This is a genomic window from Methyloterricola oryzae (assembly GCF_000934725.1).
Classification (GTDB): Bacteria; Pseudomonadota; Gammaproteobacteria; order Methylococcales; family Methylococcaceae; genus Methyloterricola; species Methyloterricola oryzae.
On sequence record NZ_JYNS01000023.1, the window covers coordinates 25,196 to 40,552 of the forward strand.

Consider the following 15,357-nt stretch of genomic DNA (forward strand, 5'->3'; position numbering starts at 1 on the left):
AGGCATTTTAAACAGGCTGGCCCCTGAAAGCGATGCGAAGCCGCGCCCACTCAGGCACCGATGCGTTCCTCGATCTCCCGCTTGAAATTGAGGAAGTGCCAGGTTTGCAGCCGTTCGGCCGTTTTTTCGCCCAGCGCGCTCGGTGGCACGTCGATTTCGCTGATATACAGCGGGTGCGCTTCGCCTTCCTTTCGCAGATCCGCCAGGTGCCCTGCAAGCTCCCCGAGCCCATCGTCTTCCGACGAAAATTCCCGATGGTCGCACTGCAAGGTGTAGCTGGTACGACCGTCGTCGCGCTGGCGACCAATGATCCGGAGGTTAAGCTTCCTTGCAGCGGCAGTGGGCTTGTAATCCAGCTGACTCAGCACGAAGTCGCCACGGCCATTGGCGTCCAGCCGAAAGTACTGAATGCCGCGTACCGGTGTGGGGAAATGGTGCCTGACAGCGGCGATATACAAGGCATAGACCCCGAGCAGGTGCAAAGGCCCGGACCGTGGATGGGTCCGGTGAAAAAGGCTGCCCTTTTCGTCCAGCACGTAGATTTCGGTGGATTGAGCCAGCGGCAGAGCATAGATCTGGATCACACCCTCGCTCGACTGGGCGAACATCTGCGGTAAGGGCGAGCCCTCCAGTGCCGCGTGGTCGAACACCACCGGCCCGTATTCGAGCCTTGGGGTCGCCAGCTCGCCTAGCAATTGCGATTCGTCCGCCAGGGGCCGGAAATTCAGTTGGCCAGAGCGCTCTTCGAACAGGAACAGGGAGGTGCCGCCCCGGATGACGTAGCGCGCGCGGGACGATGCCTTGAATACGGCATGCAGTTGCAGATAGACCTCCTGCACCCGCAGGGCGATGCTGCGCGAGCGCACGGAACCGAAGCTGGCGCATTCAAACGGCGGGGCTTGCGGCGGTTGCGGAAACGGCGAGAGCGCCTCGCACAGACACGTGAAGAAGCCGTCCAGGTTTCGGTAGCGCGAGACGCGGATCTCCTGCCAACTGGTGAGGCTGATGCAATCCACGGTATGGATTAGATTGCTCCGTGTCGCGCCGAAGCTCAGCGCATCGAAGCGGTTGCTGGTCAGTTGCAGTCCATCCTTATGGTCTGGGTCCGGATCGTGCCCGATATTGATGAAGACCGCGCTGGACAGCACCTTTGAAGGTGAGTCGAAGGCGCTCAGGTCCTCGCGGGCTTGCTGAAACTTGCAGAGAAACGCACTCAAGGTATCCATGTGACTCTTGAAGTCGCGCACGCTCATGCAACTGCCGGCGGTCTCCAGGGTCACGCTGCCGGACCGGGGCTGGAAATGGTTCACCACCAGCCAGGCCATGATCTCGAGCAGACTATGGGCCGCTTTCAAGGGGTCTGGCTTGTCCCGGTCCGTGGACTTCACCGTGCCGCTGTAGACGGCCCAGCCCAATTCACCATCAGCCAGGCGGACCTCGTGCACGCTGAGGTCCTCGCTTTCCAGTTTTTCGTAGCCGTCGTTGCTGAGGATCTCGACTTTGCCCGGTTTGCGCTCGAGGGCAGCGCGCAATCGGCGGCCGAGCAGCACCAGTTCCTGAGATCCTGGCCCTTTCGCGATGGGGTGCTCCTGGGCAAAGCGGTCGATGGCCTGATAGCTCGACATCAGTTCATGGCTGATGCGTTGCTGTTCCTCAAGGGCCTGTCGGATGCGCCAGCGCCGCCGGCTGTCCAGTTCGTGGACCTGCTGCGGCCCCCAACCCCATTCGCTCAGCATGGCCCGAAGGATATCGCGCCTTTCCAGCTTTTCGGCGCTTGCGGCGGAGGGCTGGCTCATGACCTCGTTGATCTTGAGGTAGAAGCACTGGCGTGCCAGCGTCAGGCGCTCGGTCTCGCCGTGCGCCTGCAGATAGTCTTCCACCTTGCGGTACATCAGGATATACGAGTCCAGCGCATGGATGTCGAGAACACCGGCATGCACCGACGCCTTCAGGCGTGTGCAGAGCCAGTCAGGCCGGGGAAACTCGCTGGCGTAGCTTTCCATCAGCAGCAACTTGAGCAGCGACTTGTGCGGTGAGCTGATGGCCTTGTACAGATGCCAGAGGGTGCCGCCCAGGAACTCTTCCGGGGAAATCTGCTCCAGGCCGCCCAGGTCGACGATATCCTGGAAATTGATGAAGCGTCTATGGCGCAGGTGTTCCAGATAGGCGGTGTACAGATCTTCCTGATCTGGCGGGACCAGCCACCAGCCGGGGACGCGGCCGGCGATGTGCACGCTGGTGCGGTAGAACTCCTCCAGTAACAGGTGGTGCTGGATGCTGCCGCAGCTCTCGGTGGAGATGGGTTCGCCCTGCCCGGAACGGAATTCATCGGGATTGATGAAGAAAATATGGGCCTCCAGCCCCAGGGTGGCCGCCCAGGCTTCGATGGCGGCGGCCTTCTGCCTGAGTTCCGATAGCGGTTCGGCTTCCAGCCCTGGTTCATGGCATAGCCAGATATCCAGGTCGCTCTTCTTCGCCGAATAGGCGATGCTGCCCACGCTGCCCATGAGGAAAATGGCGTGAATCGGTTGGTCGTAGAATGCGTGCTTCTTGTAATCGAAACTCTTGGAAAGCTGGGCGGCGGCCTGCAGGGCGGCCCTGCCCGGTTTGAAGTCCGGAATGCCCGCCGGCGTCTCCGTGGTGACGAACCCGGGCAGCAGCGGATGGTTGGTGTGGAACAAGAGAGGCAGCAGGTCCAGGAAAGTCCTTTGCCTGACCGAGAGGGAGGCCTGAATACGCCGCAGTTGGATTTGATGAAGGTTCTGGAAGCGCCGGATGACGGCGAGGAGATCCTTCTTGTCAATTTCCTCGCCCAGCGGGCGGAACGTGATGGGTTGTAGCCCCTTGCTGCTCACGAGTCGGTGGCGGTTACCGCCTCCTGAAGACGTTTGAGCAATTTGCGCGTGTCATCGCCCTTGCGCCACTCGGCGCAGGTGAAGGTGACCGACCAACCCTCTGCCCGGCTGGTCAGTGCGATACGGTCGTGCCCAAGCTTCTGGGCCAGTGACTCCGCGTCCTTCAGCGGGGTTTCCGGCAGCACCAGGAGGAAGTTGTCGTCGTCCAGGCGTCCGATCTGGTCTGCCCAGCGCAGCTGCATCTTGAATTCCTGGCTGATGGTGCGCAGGGCAGTGTGCTGTGCGGCCTGGGATGCGGGCGGTGTCAGGTTCAGTCGAATGGCGGACAGCGGGTTGCCGTAGCGGCGGCTGCGGGTGATCTGCGCATCCAGTGCCTGCAGGATGGCGTTGCTGCTCATCAGGCCGGTTTCGCCGTCGCGGGTGTCCAGCACCTTGAGTTGCTCCTGCATCTGTCGCAATTCCTCCGCCAACTCGAACTGGCGGGTCACATCGATGAAGAAATGTGCCTCGGCGCCTGCGGGCAAGGGCTGGCGCAAGCGCTGCCAGTGCCGCACGGAACCGTCGGGCAGCTTGATCTCTATTTCCGGGGATTTGTCGTCGAACAGAACGCTGAGGCCATTGCGGCGGGCGGCCTCCACTTCCAGGCCGGTCATGGCGGCTGCGGTAGTCATAAGTGCCTGCGCCAACGCTTCGTTTGCCCAGGCGATGCGCGGTCCCTGTATCAGCATGACGCCGACGGGGGCCTGGCTTAGCGCCAGGGCCGCAAGACTTGGATCGGGTTCGGACATGCAAGCTCCAGTGAGAGAAATGGCTAAACTCGCCTTCAGATGGCGATGGTTTGCCCGGTGGTCGAAACGGCACTGCGCCTCGCGGCGGCTAAGGTCTCACGGAAAGCCTGGCGTCCTGCGCCCCCAGGTCCGATTCGTCCGGGGAATGCAACAAGGTATAGATGGTTTCCAGCGCTCTGTCCATCAAGGGCTTCCGCGCTTGAGGGACGATCGTGGTCTCGCCGCGGCGGATCTCCATGGCCAAGGTTCGCAGCGATTTTACCGCCACCTGGATTCCTGCCTGGTTGACGAATATGTAATAGGACGTCTTTGGGCTGTACCAGGACAGCTTAGCCCGCAGCTTCTGGTTCTTGTCCTTGTCGGTGAACTCGAAGGAAGCGCCCAGCTTGAGGGCCTTTAGTTCGTCGACGATAGCCAGCAATACGGGGTCCGCATCGCGTAGGAAGGGATGTTCGCGCGCTTCCGGCGTTTCCACTTCCACGTCCTCCCAGATGGGCTTGGGCGGCGGTGGCGGTACCTTCTTGCGTTCCTTTGGCGCGGCGGGGGCGACGGATTCGTCCGGCATCTCCATGGCGGCGCGCTGGCAGGCGGCCAAGTCGGCGAGCAGTGCGTTGGTGTTGACCTCGGGGTCGCCGATCACGGCCAGGCCCTTGCGGATGGCTTCGTCGATCTTCTGCTGGCGCTCCTTGAGCTGCTGGCGTTCCGACTCGCTGCGCTTGGGCTCGACGCTCCACAGCACGTCGTCCACCAGGCCGAGGGCCTGCTTCCACTCCTCGCTGTCGGGACCGCTGCGGAGATTGGTCAGCACCATGAGGTTGGCCCAGGGTCCCAGCAGCAATTCCTCCACGGCCTTGGGCAGGCTGCGGTTCCAGGTGCGGTCGACGATTTCCTGGGAGACGGCCTGGCGTGCCTCGCGCAGCCTTTCGCGGCCCTTGGCGGTCTCCACCACGCGCTTTTCCACCACCTTGGACTTGCGACTGAAACCTTCGAGGAACTCACTGAAGTCTTCCAGCAGCAGCGTGAAGATTTCGGTGTTGTCCTCGAAGTTGTGCACGATCTCATCGACGATGGACTGCATCTTCGCGAAGATGCCCTGCTCGTCGGCCTCGTCCGCATTGCACAGGGCGCCGGCCTGGGTCATGGTATTGAGCAGGCGGCGCGCCGGATGTTTGCTGCGGAAGAAAAACTTCTTGTCGAGCAGGGCGACCTTGAGGATGGGGGTGTGCAGGTGGCTGAGCAGCGCCTTGACGGAGTCCGGCAGGGTGTTGTCGTTGAGGATGAACTCGAACAGCATGCCGACCAGATCGATGATGTCGGCGTCCGCGGAGTTGATTTGCTGCTCCTTGACCAGCTCGCCCAGCCGCGCCACCTGTTCCGCGAATGCCGCCTTGACGGCGTCCAGGGGCAGGTGCGCCATCTGTTGCCTGCTGATGGGCGGGACATTGACCTGCAGGGTGTTGAGGGATGCCAGCAGGTCCGGCAGGTTGGTTTGGGCGGCCGTGGCCATGGTCCCGCCGAACTGGGCAGGATGCATATGGCGGCGGGCCAGGATCTCCTGGATGCTGTGGAATATCTCGCGGTCCAGACTGGATTCGTTTTCCTCGGGGCGGGCCGCCTCCTGCGGCTGCACCGGTTCCTCGGCGCGACCCTCCTGCGCCGCCTGGCCCTCGGCCGATCCTCCGCCGGGTTTGTAACCAATGGCCTCCAGGGACAGGTTGGGCAACACGCCGGCCTTGATGAGGCGATCATTGAAGGCGTCGTAGAGAGCGCCGGCCTGGTGCAATACGCGTTGGTCGAATTCCGACACCAGGGCGACGCGGATCTTGTGGCTGATGGGGATGTCTATGATCTCCAGCGCGGTCTGCAAGGCGTCGCATACCTGGGCTGGCGAACCTGGCAGCGCCGGGTTGTATTCGCCCAGCTTGACCCCGCCGTTGACCACCGCCAGTCGGTGATTCAGGGCGAACAGATGCGCCGAATACTCGTTGTTGGCCCGGTGCAGGATGTTGGCGTAAGCCAGGGATATCTCGTAATCGTCCTTCTCGATCAGGCTGAGTTGATCCACATTGGTGGCCCGCACCACGCTGCGCAGGGGTTCTACCTTGCCTTGGGAGAAGTTGACGAAGCCGCGGTTGATCTCGTTGGTGAAGGTGCGCTGGATGTCCGTTTGCCGCAACAGGAACTCGTGCATCACCTCGAAGCAGTGGTTGCGCACGGCATTGGTCTCGGCGTTCTCCGCGAGCCCGAGCATGAAGTCATCCATGCTGGAGAACATTTCCCGGAACAGTTCGGTAAACTTCTCCACCATGAACGACTGGCACTCATGCAGCACGTCCAGATAGCGCACCAGGGTGCCCGGGCGTTCGTGCTGAGTATAGGAATCTTGATCTGTCATGGACGCTGCATCGAAGGGTTATCCTGTGCCCTGGGACAGCTCCCGGGGAATTCCGTGCCAGACATTATAGCCATCCAGGCGGGAACACTTGATCTCCTCCCGGTGACCGCCGCCCGGTTTCCCGGTCACGGCGATCAGGGCGCTGCGCGGGCCGCCTCGGCTTGGCTGGCCTGGGCCGGGCCGGGCTTGAGGCCGTGGGGATGGAGGATTCCGGCACGGTAGCCCAGCAGCAGCAGAAAGAACAAGGCGAGGGACATGCCGATGCGTGCCGTGAGGGCCTTGACGGTGCGCGGCGAGCGCTCGCGATCCTTCAGCAAATAGACCATGGCCGTGCCGAGGCTGGCGATGATCATGATCAGCACGAAGACGATGAGGGTTTTTGTCAGCATGGACGTTCTCGCGAGGCTCGGGAGGCCGAAATCCGGCCAATTTTGACGTAACGCCGAAAACGGTAAATTAAAGCTTGCGAAATTATACCTTTAAACCGGGCTGGGTAGCCTCTATTTCTACATTGCTGTTGATCCCCCTGTTTTTGTCGCTGGGCGCCTGGCAGCTCCGGCGGGCGGAGGAGAAGATCGCCTTGATGGAGTTGCGCCGTGTGCACGAGCAGGACCCGCCCATGCGCCTGACAGGGGCGCAGGGGGACGCGGAGCCGCTGCGTTACCGCCGTGTGCAGGTCGAGGGTGATTACGACCCGGCCCACCAGTTCCTCCTGGACAACCAGCTGCAGGAAAACCGGGTGGGCTATCACGTATTGACGCCCCTGCAGATCAGAGGCGCCGGTGTGGCGGTTCTGGTCAACCGCGGCTGGGTGCCGCAGGGGGCGAGCCGTGCCGAATTGCCGGACCTTGCTCTGTCGCAGCAGGCGCCACACGTCAGTGGCCGGGTGGAGAAATTTCCATCGGTCGGGTTCAAGCTCGAGGGCGCGGAAATCCCAGCGCCAGGCTGGCCGTCGCTGGTTCAGGTGGCCGACGCGGAGCAACTTTCACGCCGGCTTGGTTATCGTGTGCTGCCGTATCAGGTATTATTGGACTCCGATCAGCGCGATGGATACGTTCGAGACTGGCATCCCGCCAGCCTGGACCCCGGCAAGAACCGGGGCTACGCGCTGCAATGGTTTTCCTTTGCCGCCCTGGTGGCGGCTTTATACGTCTGGTATGGGTTCAAGCCAAGGCCTGTGGCCGGGGCTTGAGCGTATTCGCGGCGGGCTTTGCTGTGCGCGAGAGCCCATACGGCCCTATTTAGGTGAGCAATTTCAACGTGACACAACCGGCTTCCCACCTTCGGCGCAACCGCCTGGTGATCGTGACCATCGCGCTCATCTGTATCGTTCCCTTCGGAATAGCCTGGTACATGGCCAGGAATCCGGAGCTAGTGCAGGACCGCCAAAAGTTCAACTACGGTCATCTCATTTCGCCCGCGCGGCCCTTCGCTTACGATGAGTTTTTTGCTCAGCCGTTCACGGCCGCGGAGAACCTGCCGGAGGTCAAGGGCCGCTGGGTGCTCATCCAGGTGTCCGGTCCCGAGTGCGGCGACGTGTGCCGCGAGACGCTTTACAAGACCAAGCAACTGCGGCTGATGCTGAACAAGGAACTGGCCCGCGTTCGCCGTATCCTCCTGGTACCGGCGGGGAAGGCGCCGGCAGGACTGCAGGAGATAACGGCGGCAGATCCGACCCTGCTGGTCGCGGGTTTCTCCGATCGGTTGCGGGGTCAACTGAAAGAAGCCAGCGGCACCGACCTGCCCGAGGGAACGGTCATCCTCATGGATCCTTTCGCCAATGTCATGATGTGGTATGCGCCGGGCTTTGACCCCTATGGCGTCTTGCGTGACCTGCAGCGCTTGCTGCGGGTATCCCAGATCGGATGATCCGGTCCAAGCTAACCCAATAAGAAGAACATGTTCAAACCGTTGAGCCTGATTTCCTTGCTGCTGACCCTGTGCCTGATGGCCATGGGCACAGCCCTACGCGTGTCCGACGCGGGACTTGGCTGCCCCGATTGGCCGGGCTGCCTGGGCGAGATCGTGGTGGACGCGCTGCCGCAGGCGCAGCCGGACGCCGAGGCATCCGCCAACCTGCTGGCCGAGGCCCATCGCTATCTGGCCGGGGTACTGATCGCCCTCCTGGCGCTCATGACCCTGACGTCGGCCTGGGCGCGCCAGGCCAGGCTGCAGGCCTTCGCGTATGCGGGCATGGCGCTAGTCCTCGCGGGCCTGCAGGGCGCCGCCGACCTGTTCGCGCGGGACTTGTTGGTACTCCCGGTGTTCAGGACCTTGCACCTGCTGGCCGGAGCGTTAACCGCTGGCCTCCTGTTTCTGGCCTATTTGAGTCAGTGCGGCCTCCGGCAGGCACCGGTCGCAATGCCCGGCTGGCGCTGGTTCGCCCGTTTGGGCGTGCTCCTGCTCCTGGCGCAGATGCTCCTTGGCTGGTGGGCCAGCCTCAACCATGCCGGGTTGGCCTGTCCTGACTTCCCCACGTGTCTGGGCTCCTACAACCCGCCCGTGGATTATGCCGGCGCTTTCGCGGCGCCCCTGCACGACAGCCTGGCGTTCACCGGGCCGCTCTCCTACTCGGCGCGGGCTGCGATTCATTGGACCCACAGGATCGGGGCTGTGCTGGTGTTCCTGTGGCTGACCGTCCTGGCCATGGGCATCAGTTCCAGGCGCAGCACCGTTGCATTGGGTCGCGCGGCGGTGATTCTCAGCTTCCTGCTGCTGGTGGAGATCAGCTTGGGCGCTGGCATCGTGCTGCTGCGCTTGCCGGTGGCGGCAGTGGCCCTGCACGGCGCGGTGTCCTTGCTGCTGCTGCTGAATGTTCTTTTTGTCGCCGTGCTGCTGCGCGCCCCGAGGCCCGCAGAGGAGCCGATGCGGCGCGAAGAGCCGCCGGCCGCGGAGCCCGCCGCTCTGGAGGCCATTCCCGCAACGGTATTGCCCACGCCGATCGCGCCCCCGGCCGTGCCGGTGCCACTGCCTGGCGAGGGCCTGTTCGAGCGGCTCAAGAGCGGCCTGGGCAAGACCCGCGGCGGATTGACCGGATTCCTGTCCAATCTGGCCCTCGGCAAGAAGGCCATCGACCGCGACCTGCTCGAGGACATCGAGGCGCAGCTGTTGATGGCCGATATCGGCGTGACCGCCACCGCGGAGATCATCGCCGATCTCACCGACAACCTGGAGCGCAGCGAACTGAAGGACGTGGGCGTTTTGACCGGCCGCCTCAGGGAGCATCTCTTCGAAATCCTCGAGCCCTGCAGCTTGCCGCTGGAGATTCGCAAGGAGCACAAGCCTTTCGTGATCCTGGTGGTGGGCGTCAACGGCGTGGGCAAGACCACCACCATAGGCAAGCTGGCCCGGCGTCTGCAGAACCAGGGACTCAGCGTCATGCTGGCCGCGGGCGATACCTTCCGCGCGGCGGCGGTGGAGCAGTTGCAGACCTGGGGCGAGCGCAACGAGATCCCCGTCATCGCGCAGCATACCGGGGCCGATTCGGCATCCGTCATTTTCGATGGGGTGCAGTCGGCTCAGGCCCGCGGAGTGGATGTGCTGATCGCCGATACCGCGGGCCGATTGCATACCAAGTCCAATTTGATGGAGGAACTGAGCAAGATCAAGCGCATCATGGGCAAGCTCGACGCGACCGCGCCTCATGAGGTGCTGCTGGTGCTGGACGCGGGAACCGGCCAGAACGCCCTGTCCCAGGCCAAGCAGTTCAACGAGGCGGTGGGCCTGACCGGGCTGGCGTTGACCAAGCTGGACGGCACCGCCAAGGGCGGCGTGATCTTTGCGCTGGCCAAGCAGTTCGGCATCCCGATCCGTTACATTGGCGTGGGCGAAGGCATCGACGACCTGCAGGACTTCAAGGCGCGGGAATTCATCGATGCCCTGTTCGCCAGCGATTGAGGCGCGGGTCCGGGCGCGCTGCCGCTACGGCCATGCTCAGTTTCGATAAGGTATTCAAGCGTTACCCGGAAGGCGGCGAAGCCTTGGCCGGGGTGAGCTTCGAGCTGGAGCGAGGCGAAATGGCGTTTCTGACCGGCCATTCCGGCGCCGGCAAGAGTACGTTGCTCAAGCTGATCCCGGTGATCGAGCGTCCGACCCGCGGCCAGATCTTCGTGGACGGCGTGAATGTGTCGCGCGCGCCCAATCGCGAGATTCCGCGCATCCGCCGCCGCCTGGGCCTGATCTTCCAGGATTTCCGTCTGCTCCACGACCGTACCGTATTCGACAACGTCGCCTTGCCTTTGATAATCGCCGGTTTCGGGCCGGCGGAGACCGGGCGCCGGGTCCGCGCCGCCCTAGGCAAGGTGGGGCTGTTGAGCAAGGAAAAGCGCTATCCGGTCGGACTCTCCGGTGGCGAGCAGCAACGGGTGGGCATCGCCCGAGCCATCGTGCATAAGCCGCCGGTGATTCTGGCGGATGAGCCGACGGGGAATCTGGATCCGGAACTGGCGGCGGAAATCATGGAACTGTTCCGGGAATTCAACCAGGTGGGCGTCACCATCTTGATTGCCAGCCACGACTTGTCCCTGATCTCGCGCATGGGAGGCCGCCTTTTGCGGCTGCAGCAGGGTAAGCTGATGGAAGGAGTCGAAGCGGCGTGAGGCGCGAGCCACGCTTCGGACCGGGGCGCGACCACAACGCCGCGCCGGTCGTCAGGGCGCCCTGGCTGGAGCGGGTGCGCAGCTATTTCTTCCTGCACGCGCACACCCTCATTGCTAGCCTGGGACGGCTTTACGCCAAGCCATTCGGGTCCGGCCTGACCGTCCTGGTGATCGCTATCGCCCTGGCCTTGCCGGCCAGCTTCCACGTGCTGGTCAAGAATGCCCAGCGCGCCAGTGGCGAACTGGAGATCACCAACCTGATTTCCGTCTATCTCAAGCCCAGCGTCAGCAACGAGACGGCCCGGAAGGTCGCGGACAAGCTGCGGGAACGGCCTCAGATAGCCGAGGCGAAACTGATCAGCAAGGAAGCGGGGCTGAGCGAATTCAAGGAGTTCAGTGGGTTCGGGGAAGCTTTGCAGGCGCTGGATTTCAACCCGTTGCCGGCGGTGGTCAGCCTGCGTCCCAAGGAAAGCCTGCAGGCCCCGGCGGATGTGGAAAAATTGCTGGCCGAACTGCGCGCCCTCCCGGAGGCGGATTTTGTCCAGGCGGACACCGAATGGATGCGCAAGCTGCAGACCGTGCTCAATCTTGCCCGCCGCAGTGTCGGTGTGCTGGGCGCCATGCTGGGTGCCATGGTCTTGCTGATTGTGGGCAACACCGTGCGCCTGGAACTGCAACACCGGCGCGAGGAAATCGAGGTCGCCAAGCTCATGGGAGCGGGGGACGGTTTCATCCGCCGACCTTTTCTCTATACCGGAATGTGGTACGGCGTGCTGGGCGGCATCAGCGCCTGGTTGATGATCGCCATCATGGTCCTGTTTCTGCAGGGCCCGGTGACGGAACTCACGACGTTGTACGGCGGTGAGTTTCAGCTGGAGTCGCTGGCCTGGAGCGAGGTCGGGCGCTTGATCGCCTATTCCGGCGCCCTCGGGGCGGCCGGTTCTCTGGTCGTTGTGGTCTACTATCTGAGGAAGCTCGTTCCCACGTAGGCAATGGCCGAGAAGCAGGTTCGCTGAATTGGATTCGCTAAGCGAAGTCCTTTTGAATCCGGTTTCACTCGGCACATCCTATACCCTCGCCCTTCGGTTCAGCCTGCGGCTATTCAAATTCGCTTCCAAGGACAAAATCGTGGCGAAGGACTGCTGCTGCCGGGAACATCGGTCCCGCGGAGTGCTCCTGTAGGGTCGCCGACCGATGTCTTCGCGCCTTCCCCCTCGGAGGGGGAAAGTCGGGATGGGGGTAGAAGGCCGGGACGAAGAAGAAACGTCGAAGTTCGCTGTAACCGTCAGGGTGCTACCCCTACCCTGCCTTCCCCTCCCCCTGAGTGGTGGAGGGGAATGACATGTTTGAACATTTACCGCAGAAATAGCCTACTCTTTGGCCCATTCCTCGGGCTGTTTTCACCCCTTAGGCCGGGGCATCCACACGGATGCGTTGGTCGTGACGCTGCGCTGCCTTGGGCAGGCTGATGCAAAGAACGCCGTCCCGGTAGCGCGCGCGGGCCAGATCCTCATTCACCGCCGCAGGCAGGTGGAAGGTCCTCTGAAAGCGTCCATAGGCCCGCTCGCGGATGAACTGGCGGCGCGCCGCCGCATCTTCCGGGGCAACACGTTCACCGCGCACCACCAGTTTGTTGCCTAGCACCTCGACATCCAGGCGCTCTGCCTGCATGCCGGGCACTTCCAGGCTCAGTTCCACACTGTCGGCGGTTTCCCACAGTTCGGCGGGCAGCACCGCCCAGTGCGCGGCGTGATGCCATTCGTCCACAAGCTCGCCAGCCGGCGGCGCGAAATGGGTCAACGCCTGGCGCGCCCGCTGGCGCAGGGCGTACCAGCCCTCGTCGGCGCTGTCGTCGTGAAGCGTGGCTTGATGGGCGTCTTGCTCCGGACTGATCATGAACTCCTCCAGCGGCATGAGGCGCGGCAACTGCCGCGCGCTTGTCACTATACGACTGGAGCCGGGTTCCGTCAGCAACGACAAAGGAAAAAAGGAAGCCCCGCTGTCGCGGGGCTTCTTTCGCTCATCAGGTAAATCACGCGGGTCTAAAAGTCCACGCGGACTGAGGTCTGCCACATATCGGGATTGAGGCCATTGAAGCATCCAATGGAGTCGCTGGCGGTTTGGGTGGCGGGATAGGTACACTTGCCCGCAGAGCCGGTGCTGGTACTGAACACGTGAACCCAATCCGTAATGATGCGCACATGGGACGTCAGGTACCAATTTAAGCCAATGGTACCCGCGGCCAAGGCGCCGCCATTGATATTCTTGGTATTCATGTCCAGGCTGTCGAAGCGCACGGCGAGTTCCCAGGCACCCCAGCCATTGCCAAAGATGAAGTTGTGGTTGGGGGCGAGCCTTCCCCAAGTCCCTTTCTTTTCGTCATAGGGCCGATGTTCGCCGGTCAGTAACCAACCGCCTTCGACGTAATAGCCGGTCAGGACGTCGTCACTGTCGTAGCCTTTTCCAGACGGTTGGGCCTGCATATATTCGGCAGCCATGTGCACGGGGCCATAGGAGCCTGCCAATTCCGCGCCGAGCATGGCAACTTCCTTGGCTTCAAAGCCGGCTCCCGGGTTGGTCAGATTGCCTGTGTTGGCCCAGTTAGTTCGGTCGACATTGGTATCCGGCGCAGAAACGTATTGCCAGCCGCCGTCGCGTAAGGTGCCGTCCGGATTGTAGTTGTTATTGATACTACGCCAGGAACCCCACAAGCCGGTGTGCAGGAAGTTCCCCTCTTTATCCATGTAAGGCACCAAAGTTCCACGACCCACGAGCTGATAGCTGATATCACCACTAAAGGCGTTTCGGTTGATATTGCCGTTGGGATTGTTGGAACTGGTGCCAGGAGCTGGCGCGCCGAGCGACTCCGTGGTGATGCCGCCGCGAATCGTGTAGGGCATCTGCCATGCCTTGTCGTAAGTCTCTGCGGTAACGCCCAGCTGGTACTTGCTGTTTGGCCCTGCCTCGATGAAGGCATTGTTGGGCAGTGAACGTTCATTGAAGAGCAGGTAGTTGTTGCTCATCACCGACTGCATGCTTTTGCCTTCGTTCTGCTGACCGATGGTGATCGCAAACGGCTTGAAGTGCACGTACTTGAGGAACGCGTCAGTCACACCCTGGGTGCCGCCGTTATTCCGGGCCCAGTCATATTCAAAACGATATTCGTAGTCCTTGAAGATGGTGCCGTCGGTGTACAGACGTGCGCGTCGTATCCCGACGCCATTGGACAAATCCGCACCGGCGGGGCTGTCTGGATCGTTCCAGTTGACCTGACTTTCGATCTGCAGCCGGCCACCAATCTTGGCCTTGAAATTCCCGTCATCAGAGGACAGCTCCAGGCCATTTTCACCCAATTTGACATGGGCGCCGTCTTTGGCTGGCGCGGCCGCGACCTGAGCCTTGTCCAGCTTTTCGTCAATGCTTTTTAAAGAGGCCTGTTTCTTGTCCAGTCGTGCCTCGATGGCTTCCAGTTCCACCTTTTTCTGGTCAAGCTTGCGCTCCAGCTCACCCGCGTCGGCGGTGCTCGACTTCGAACCGGCAGTCTCGTCTACCTTCTGAAACTCGCCCAGACGGACTCGATTCTTTCCTGGCGCGGTGAAGACCTGCTGGGTCTTGGTGTCCACGTACAGTTCCAGGGCCTGTGCGGGAATCACGCCGCCGGCCAGAATGGCCGCCACCGCGAGTGATGCATTGTTGGCTTTCATGGGTCTCTCTTATCGTGTGTTTGAAACGGTTCCTGGCCGGCGTTCATCCCCTATGGAACGGCCGTGGCATGGTGCCAGTGATGAATGACCGCGTTGTTGCGGTTGCGGCGAATTTTGTGACAGTTGTGTGACAGTTTGATGACAGTCCGCCGTCCGAGCCGACCGAAGGGGAAAATCACGCGCCGGTTGATGCCAAAAAGGGAACAACGCTGACAAAACTCGCCGATTGTTGCCTGGCTGAACGCCAGTAATGGCGCGGGGTCCAGGACGTGAACCAGTTCAAAAAAATCGCGTTTCCCCTGCTTGACATGATGGGGGGGGTGTGACAAAGTGTCGCGCACCAAAGGGAGGGGTGACGCCAGCGTTTTACGCCGGCGGAATAACCGAAGGACTGTTTCACCAAAGAACGATGCCTCGGCTTACGCAAGTGGGTCGGGAATTAAATCAACTAGAGAGGTATTTAACTATGGCTGCAACGACTGCAAGCGGCGTCGCCGCGCAGGAGAAACCGCTTCTTGATATGAAGTGGCTTGCCTTCGCTTTCACGATCTACACCGTGTTCTACATGTGGGTTCGTTGGTACGAAGGTGTTTATGGCTGGTCCGCTGGTCTGGACTCTTTCGCTCCGGAATTCGAAACCTACTGGATGAACTTCCTGTACACGGAAATCGTCCTCGAGGTCACCACGGCTTCCATCCTGTGGGGCTACATCTGGAAGACCCGTGACCGCAACCTGGCTGCCATCACCCCGCGTGAAGAGCTGCGTCGCAACATGACCCACCTGATCTGGCTGTTTGCCTATGCGTGGGCCATCTACTGGGGCGCTTCCTACTTCACCGAGCAGGACGGCACCTGGCATCAGACGATCGTGCGCGACACCGACTTCACCCCGTCGCACATCATCGAGTTCTACCTGAGCTACCCGATCTACATCATCACCGGTTTCGGCGCGTTCCTGTACGCGAAGACCCGCTGCCCGTTCTGGGCCGAGGGCCTGTCCCTGCCGTACCTGATCAC

The 15,357-nt window shown here is 61.9% G+C and carries 12 protein-coding genes; 6 read left to right on the forward strand and 6 right to left on the reverse strand.

Annotated features, from left to right (window positions below; all coding sequences use genetic code 11):
• Window positions 1-50: 50 nt before the first annotated feature.
• From EK23_RS19400 to EK23_RS19415, 4 genes are all read right to left on the reverse strand, one after another.
• Window positions 51-2,855, reverse strand: a complete 2,805-nt coding sequence (locus EK23_RS19400) for a class I adenylate cyclase (protein ID WP_045227060.1) — start codon at window positions 2,853-2,855, stop codon at window positions 51-53.
• Window positions 2,852-3,643: a GGDEF domain-containing protein gene (locus EK23_RS19405; protein ID WP_045227061.1), complete on the reverse strand. Its 792-nt coding sequence runs from the start codon at window positions 3,641-3,643 to the stop codon at window positions 2,852-2,854. The genes EK23_RS19400 and EK23_RS19405 overlap by 4 nt, the downstream gene beginning before the upstream one ends.
• Window positions 3,644-3,731: 88 nt before the next feature.
• On the reverse strand, window positions 3,732-6,038 hold the full coding sequence (locus tag EK23_RS19410) for a DUF1631 domain-containing protein (RefSeq protein ID WP_045227062.1): 2,307 nt from the start codon (window positions 6,036-6,038) through the stop codon (window positions 3,732-3,734).
• A gap of 134 nt (window positions 6,039-6,172) precedes the next feature.
• Window positions 6,173-6,427, reverse strand: coding sequence for a twin transmembrane helix small protein (locus tag EK23_RS19415; protein WP_045227063.1), 255 nt, complete (start codon window positions 6,425-6,427; stop codon window positions 6,173-6,175).
• 128 nt (window positions 6,428-6,555) lie between these two features.
• Between EK23_RS19415 and EK23_RS19420 the strand changes: the two genes are divergently transcribed.
• The 5 genes from EK23_RS19420 to ftsX all read left to right on the forward strand — a co-directional run bounded on the left by EK23_RS19420 (window position 6,556) and on the right by ftsX (window position 11,625).
• On the forward strand, window positions 6,556-7,230 hold the full coding sequence (locus tag EK23_RS19420) for an SURF1 family protein (protein WP_235282214.1): 675 nt from the start codon (window positions 6,556-6,558) through the stop codon (window positions 7,228-7,230).
• 68 nt (window positions 7,231-7,298) lie between these two features.
• Window positions 7,299-7,907 (forward strand): redox-active disulfide-containing membrane protein, encoded by a 609-nt coding sequence (locus EK23_RS19425; RefSeq protein ID WP_045227072.1) that lies wholly within the window; start codon window positions 7,299-7,301, stop codon window positions 7,905-7,907.
• Between the two features lie 30 nt (window positions 7,908-7,937).
• A complete protein-coding gene (ftsY, locus tag EK23_RS19430; RefSeq protein ID WP_045227065.1) occupies window positions 7,938-9,935 on the forward strand; it encodes a signal recognition particle-docking protein FtsY in 1,998 nt (665 codons plus the stop codon).
• A 32-nt stretch (window positions 9,936-9,967) separates the two neighbouring features.
• Window positions 9,968-10,636 (forward strand): cell division ATP-binding protein FtsE, encoded by a 669-nt coding sequence (ftsE, locus tag EK23_RS19435; RefSeq protein WP_045227066.1) that lies wholly within the window; start codon window positions 9,968-9,970, stop codon window positions 10,634-10,636.
• The gene (gene ftsX, locus EK23_RS19440) at window positions 10,633-11,625 is read left to right on the forward strand and encodes a permease-like cell division protein FtsX (RefSeq protein WP_097991041.1); all 993 of its coding nucleotides are present in this window, start codon (window positions 10,633-10,635) and stop codon (window positions 11,623-11,625) included. Before ftsE ends, ftsX begins: the two co-directional genes overlap by 4 nt.
• A 418-nt stretch (window positions 11,626-12,043) precedes the next feature.
• On the opposite strand, the gene EK23_RS19445 is transcribed toward ftsX, so the two are convergent.
• Entirely contained in the window at window positions 12,044-12,532 is a 489-nt protein-coding gene (locus EK23_RS19445; RefSeq protein WP_045227074.1) for an Hsp20/alpha crystallin family protein, read from the reverse strand.
• A 146-nt stretch (window positions 12,533-12,678) separates the two neighbouring features.
• The gene (locus EK23_RS19450) at window positions 12,679-14,340 is read right to left on the reverse strand and encodes an OprO/OprP family phosphate-selective porin (RefSeq protein ID WP_052808369.1); all 1,662 of its coding nucleotides are present in this window, start codon (window positions 14,338-14,340) and stop codon (window positions 12,679-12,681) included.
• Between the two features lie 466 nt (window positions 14,341-14,806).
• Here EK23_RS19450 and EK23_RS19455 point away from each other — a divergent pair.
• Window positions 14,807-15,357: methane monooxygenase/ammonia monooxygenase subunit C (locus tag EK23_RS19455; protein WP_045227076.1), on the forward strand; the 551-nt coding region annotated here is incomplete at its 3' end.

Excerpts from the sequence above, each read along its gene's own strand:
- EK23_RS19415 (WP_045227063.1), bottom strand. The coding sequence starts at position 6,427 with ATGCTGACAAAAACCCTCATCGTCTTCGTGCTGATCATGATCATCGCC.
- EK23_RS19450 (WP_052808369.1), bottom strand. The coding sequence starts at position 14,340 with ATGAAAGCCAACAATGCATCACTCGCGGTGGCGGCCATTCTGGCCGGC.
- ftsY (WP_045227065.1), top strand. The coding sequence starts at position 7,938 with ATGTTCAAACCGTTGAGCCTGATTTCCTTGCTGCTGACCCTGTGCCTG.
- EK23_RS19445 (WP_045227074.1), bottom strand. The coding sequence starts at position 12,532 with ATGATCAGTCCGGAGCAAGACGCCCATCAAGCCACGCTTCACGACGAC.
- EK23_RS19410 (WP_045227062.1), bottom strand. The coding sequence starts at position 6,038 with ATGACAGATCAAGATTCCTATACTCAGCACGAACGCCCGGGCACCCTG.
- ftsE (WP_045227066.1), top strand. The coding sequence starts at position 9,968 with ATGCTCAGTTTCGATAAGGTATTCAAGCGTTACCCGGAAGGCGGCGAA.
- EK23_RS19405 (WP_045227061.1), bottom strand. The coding sequence starts at position 3,643 with ATGTCCGAACCCGATCCAAGTCTTGCGGCCCTGGCGCTAAGCCAGGCC.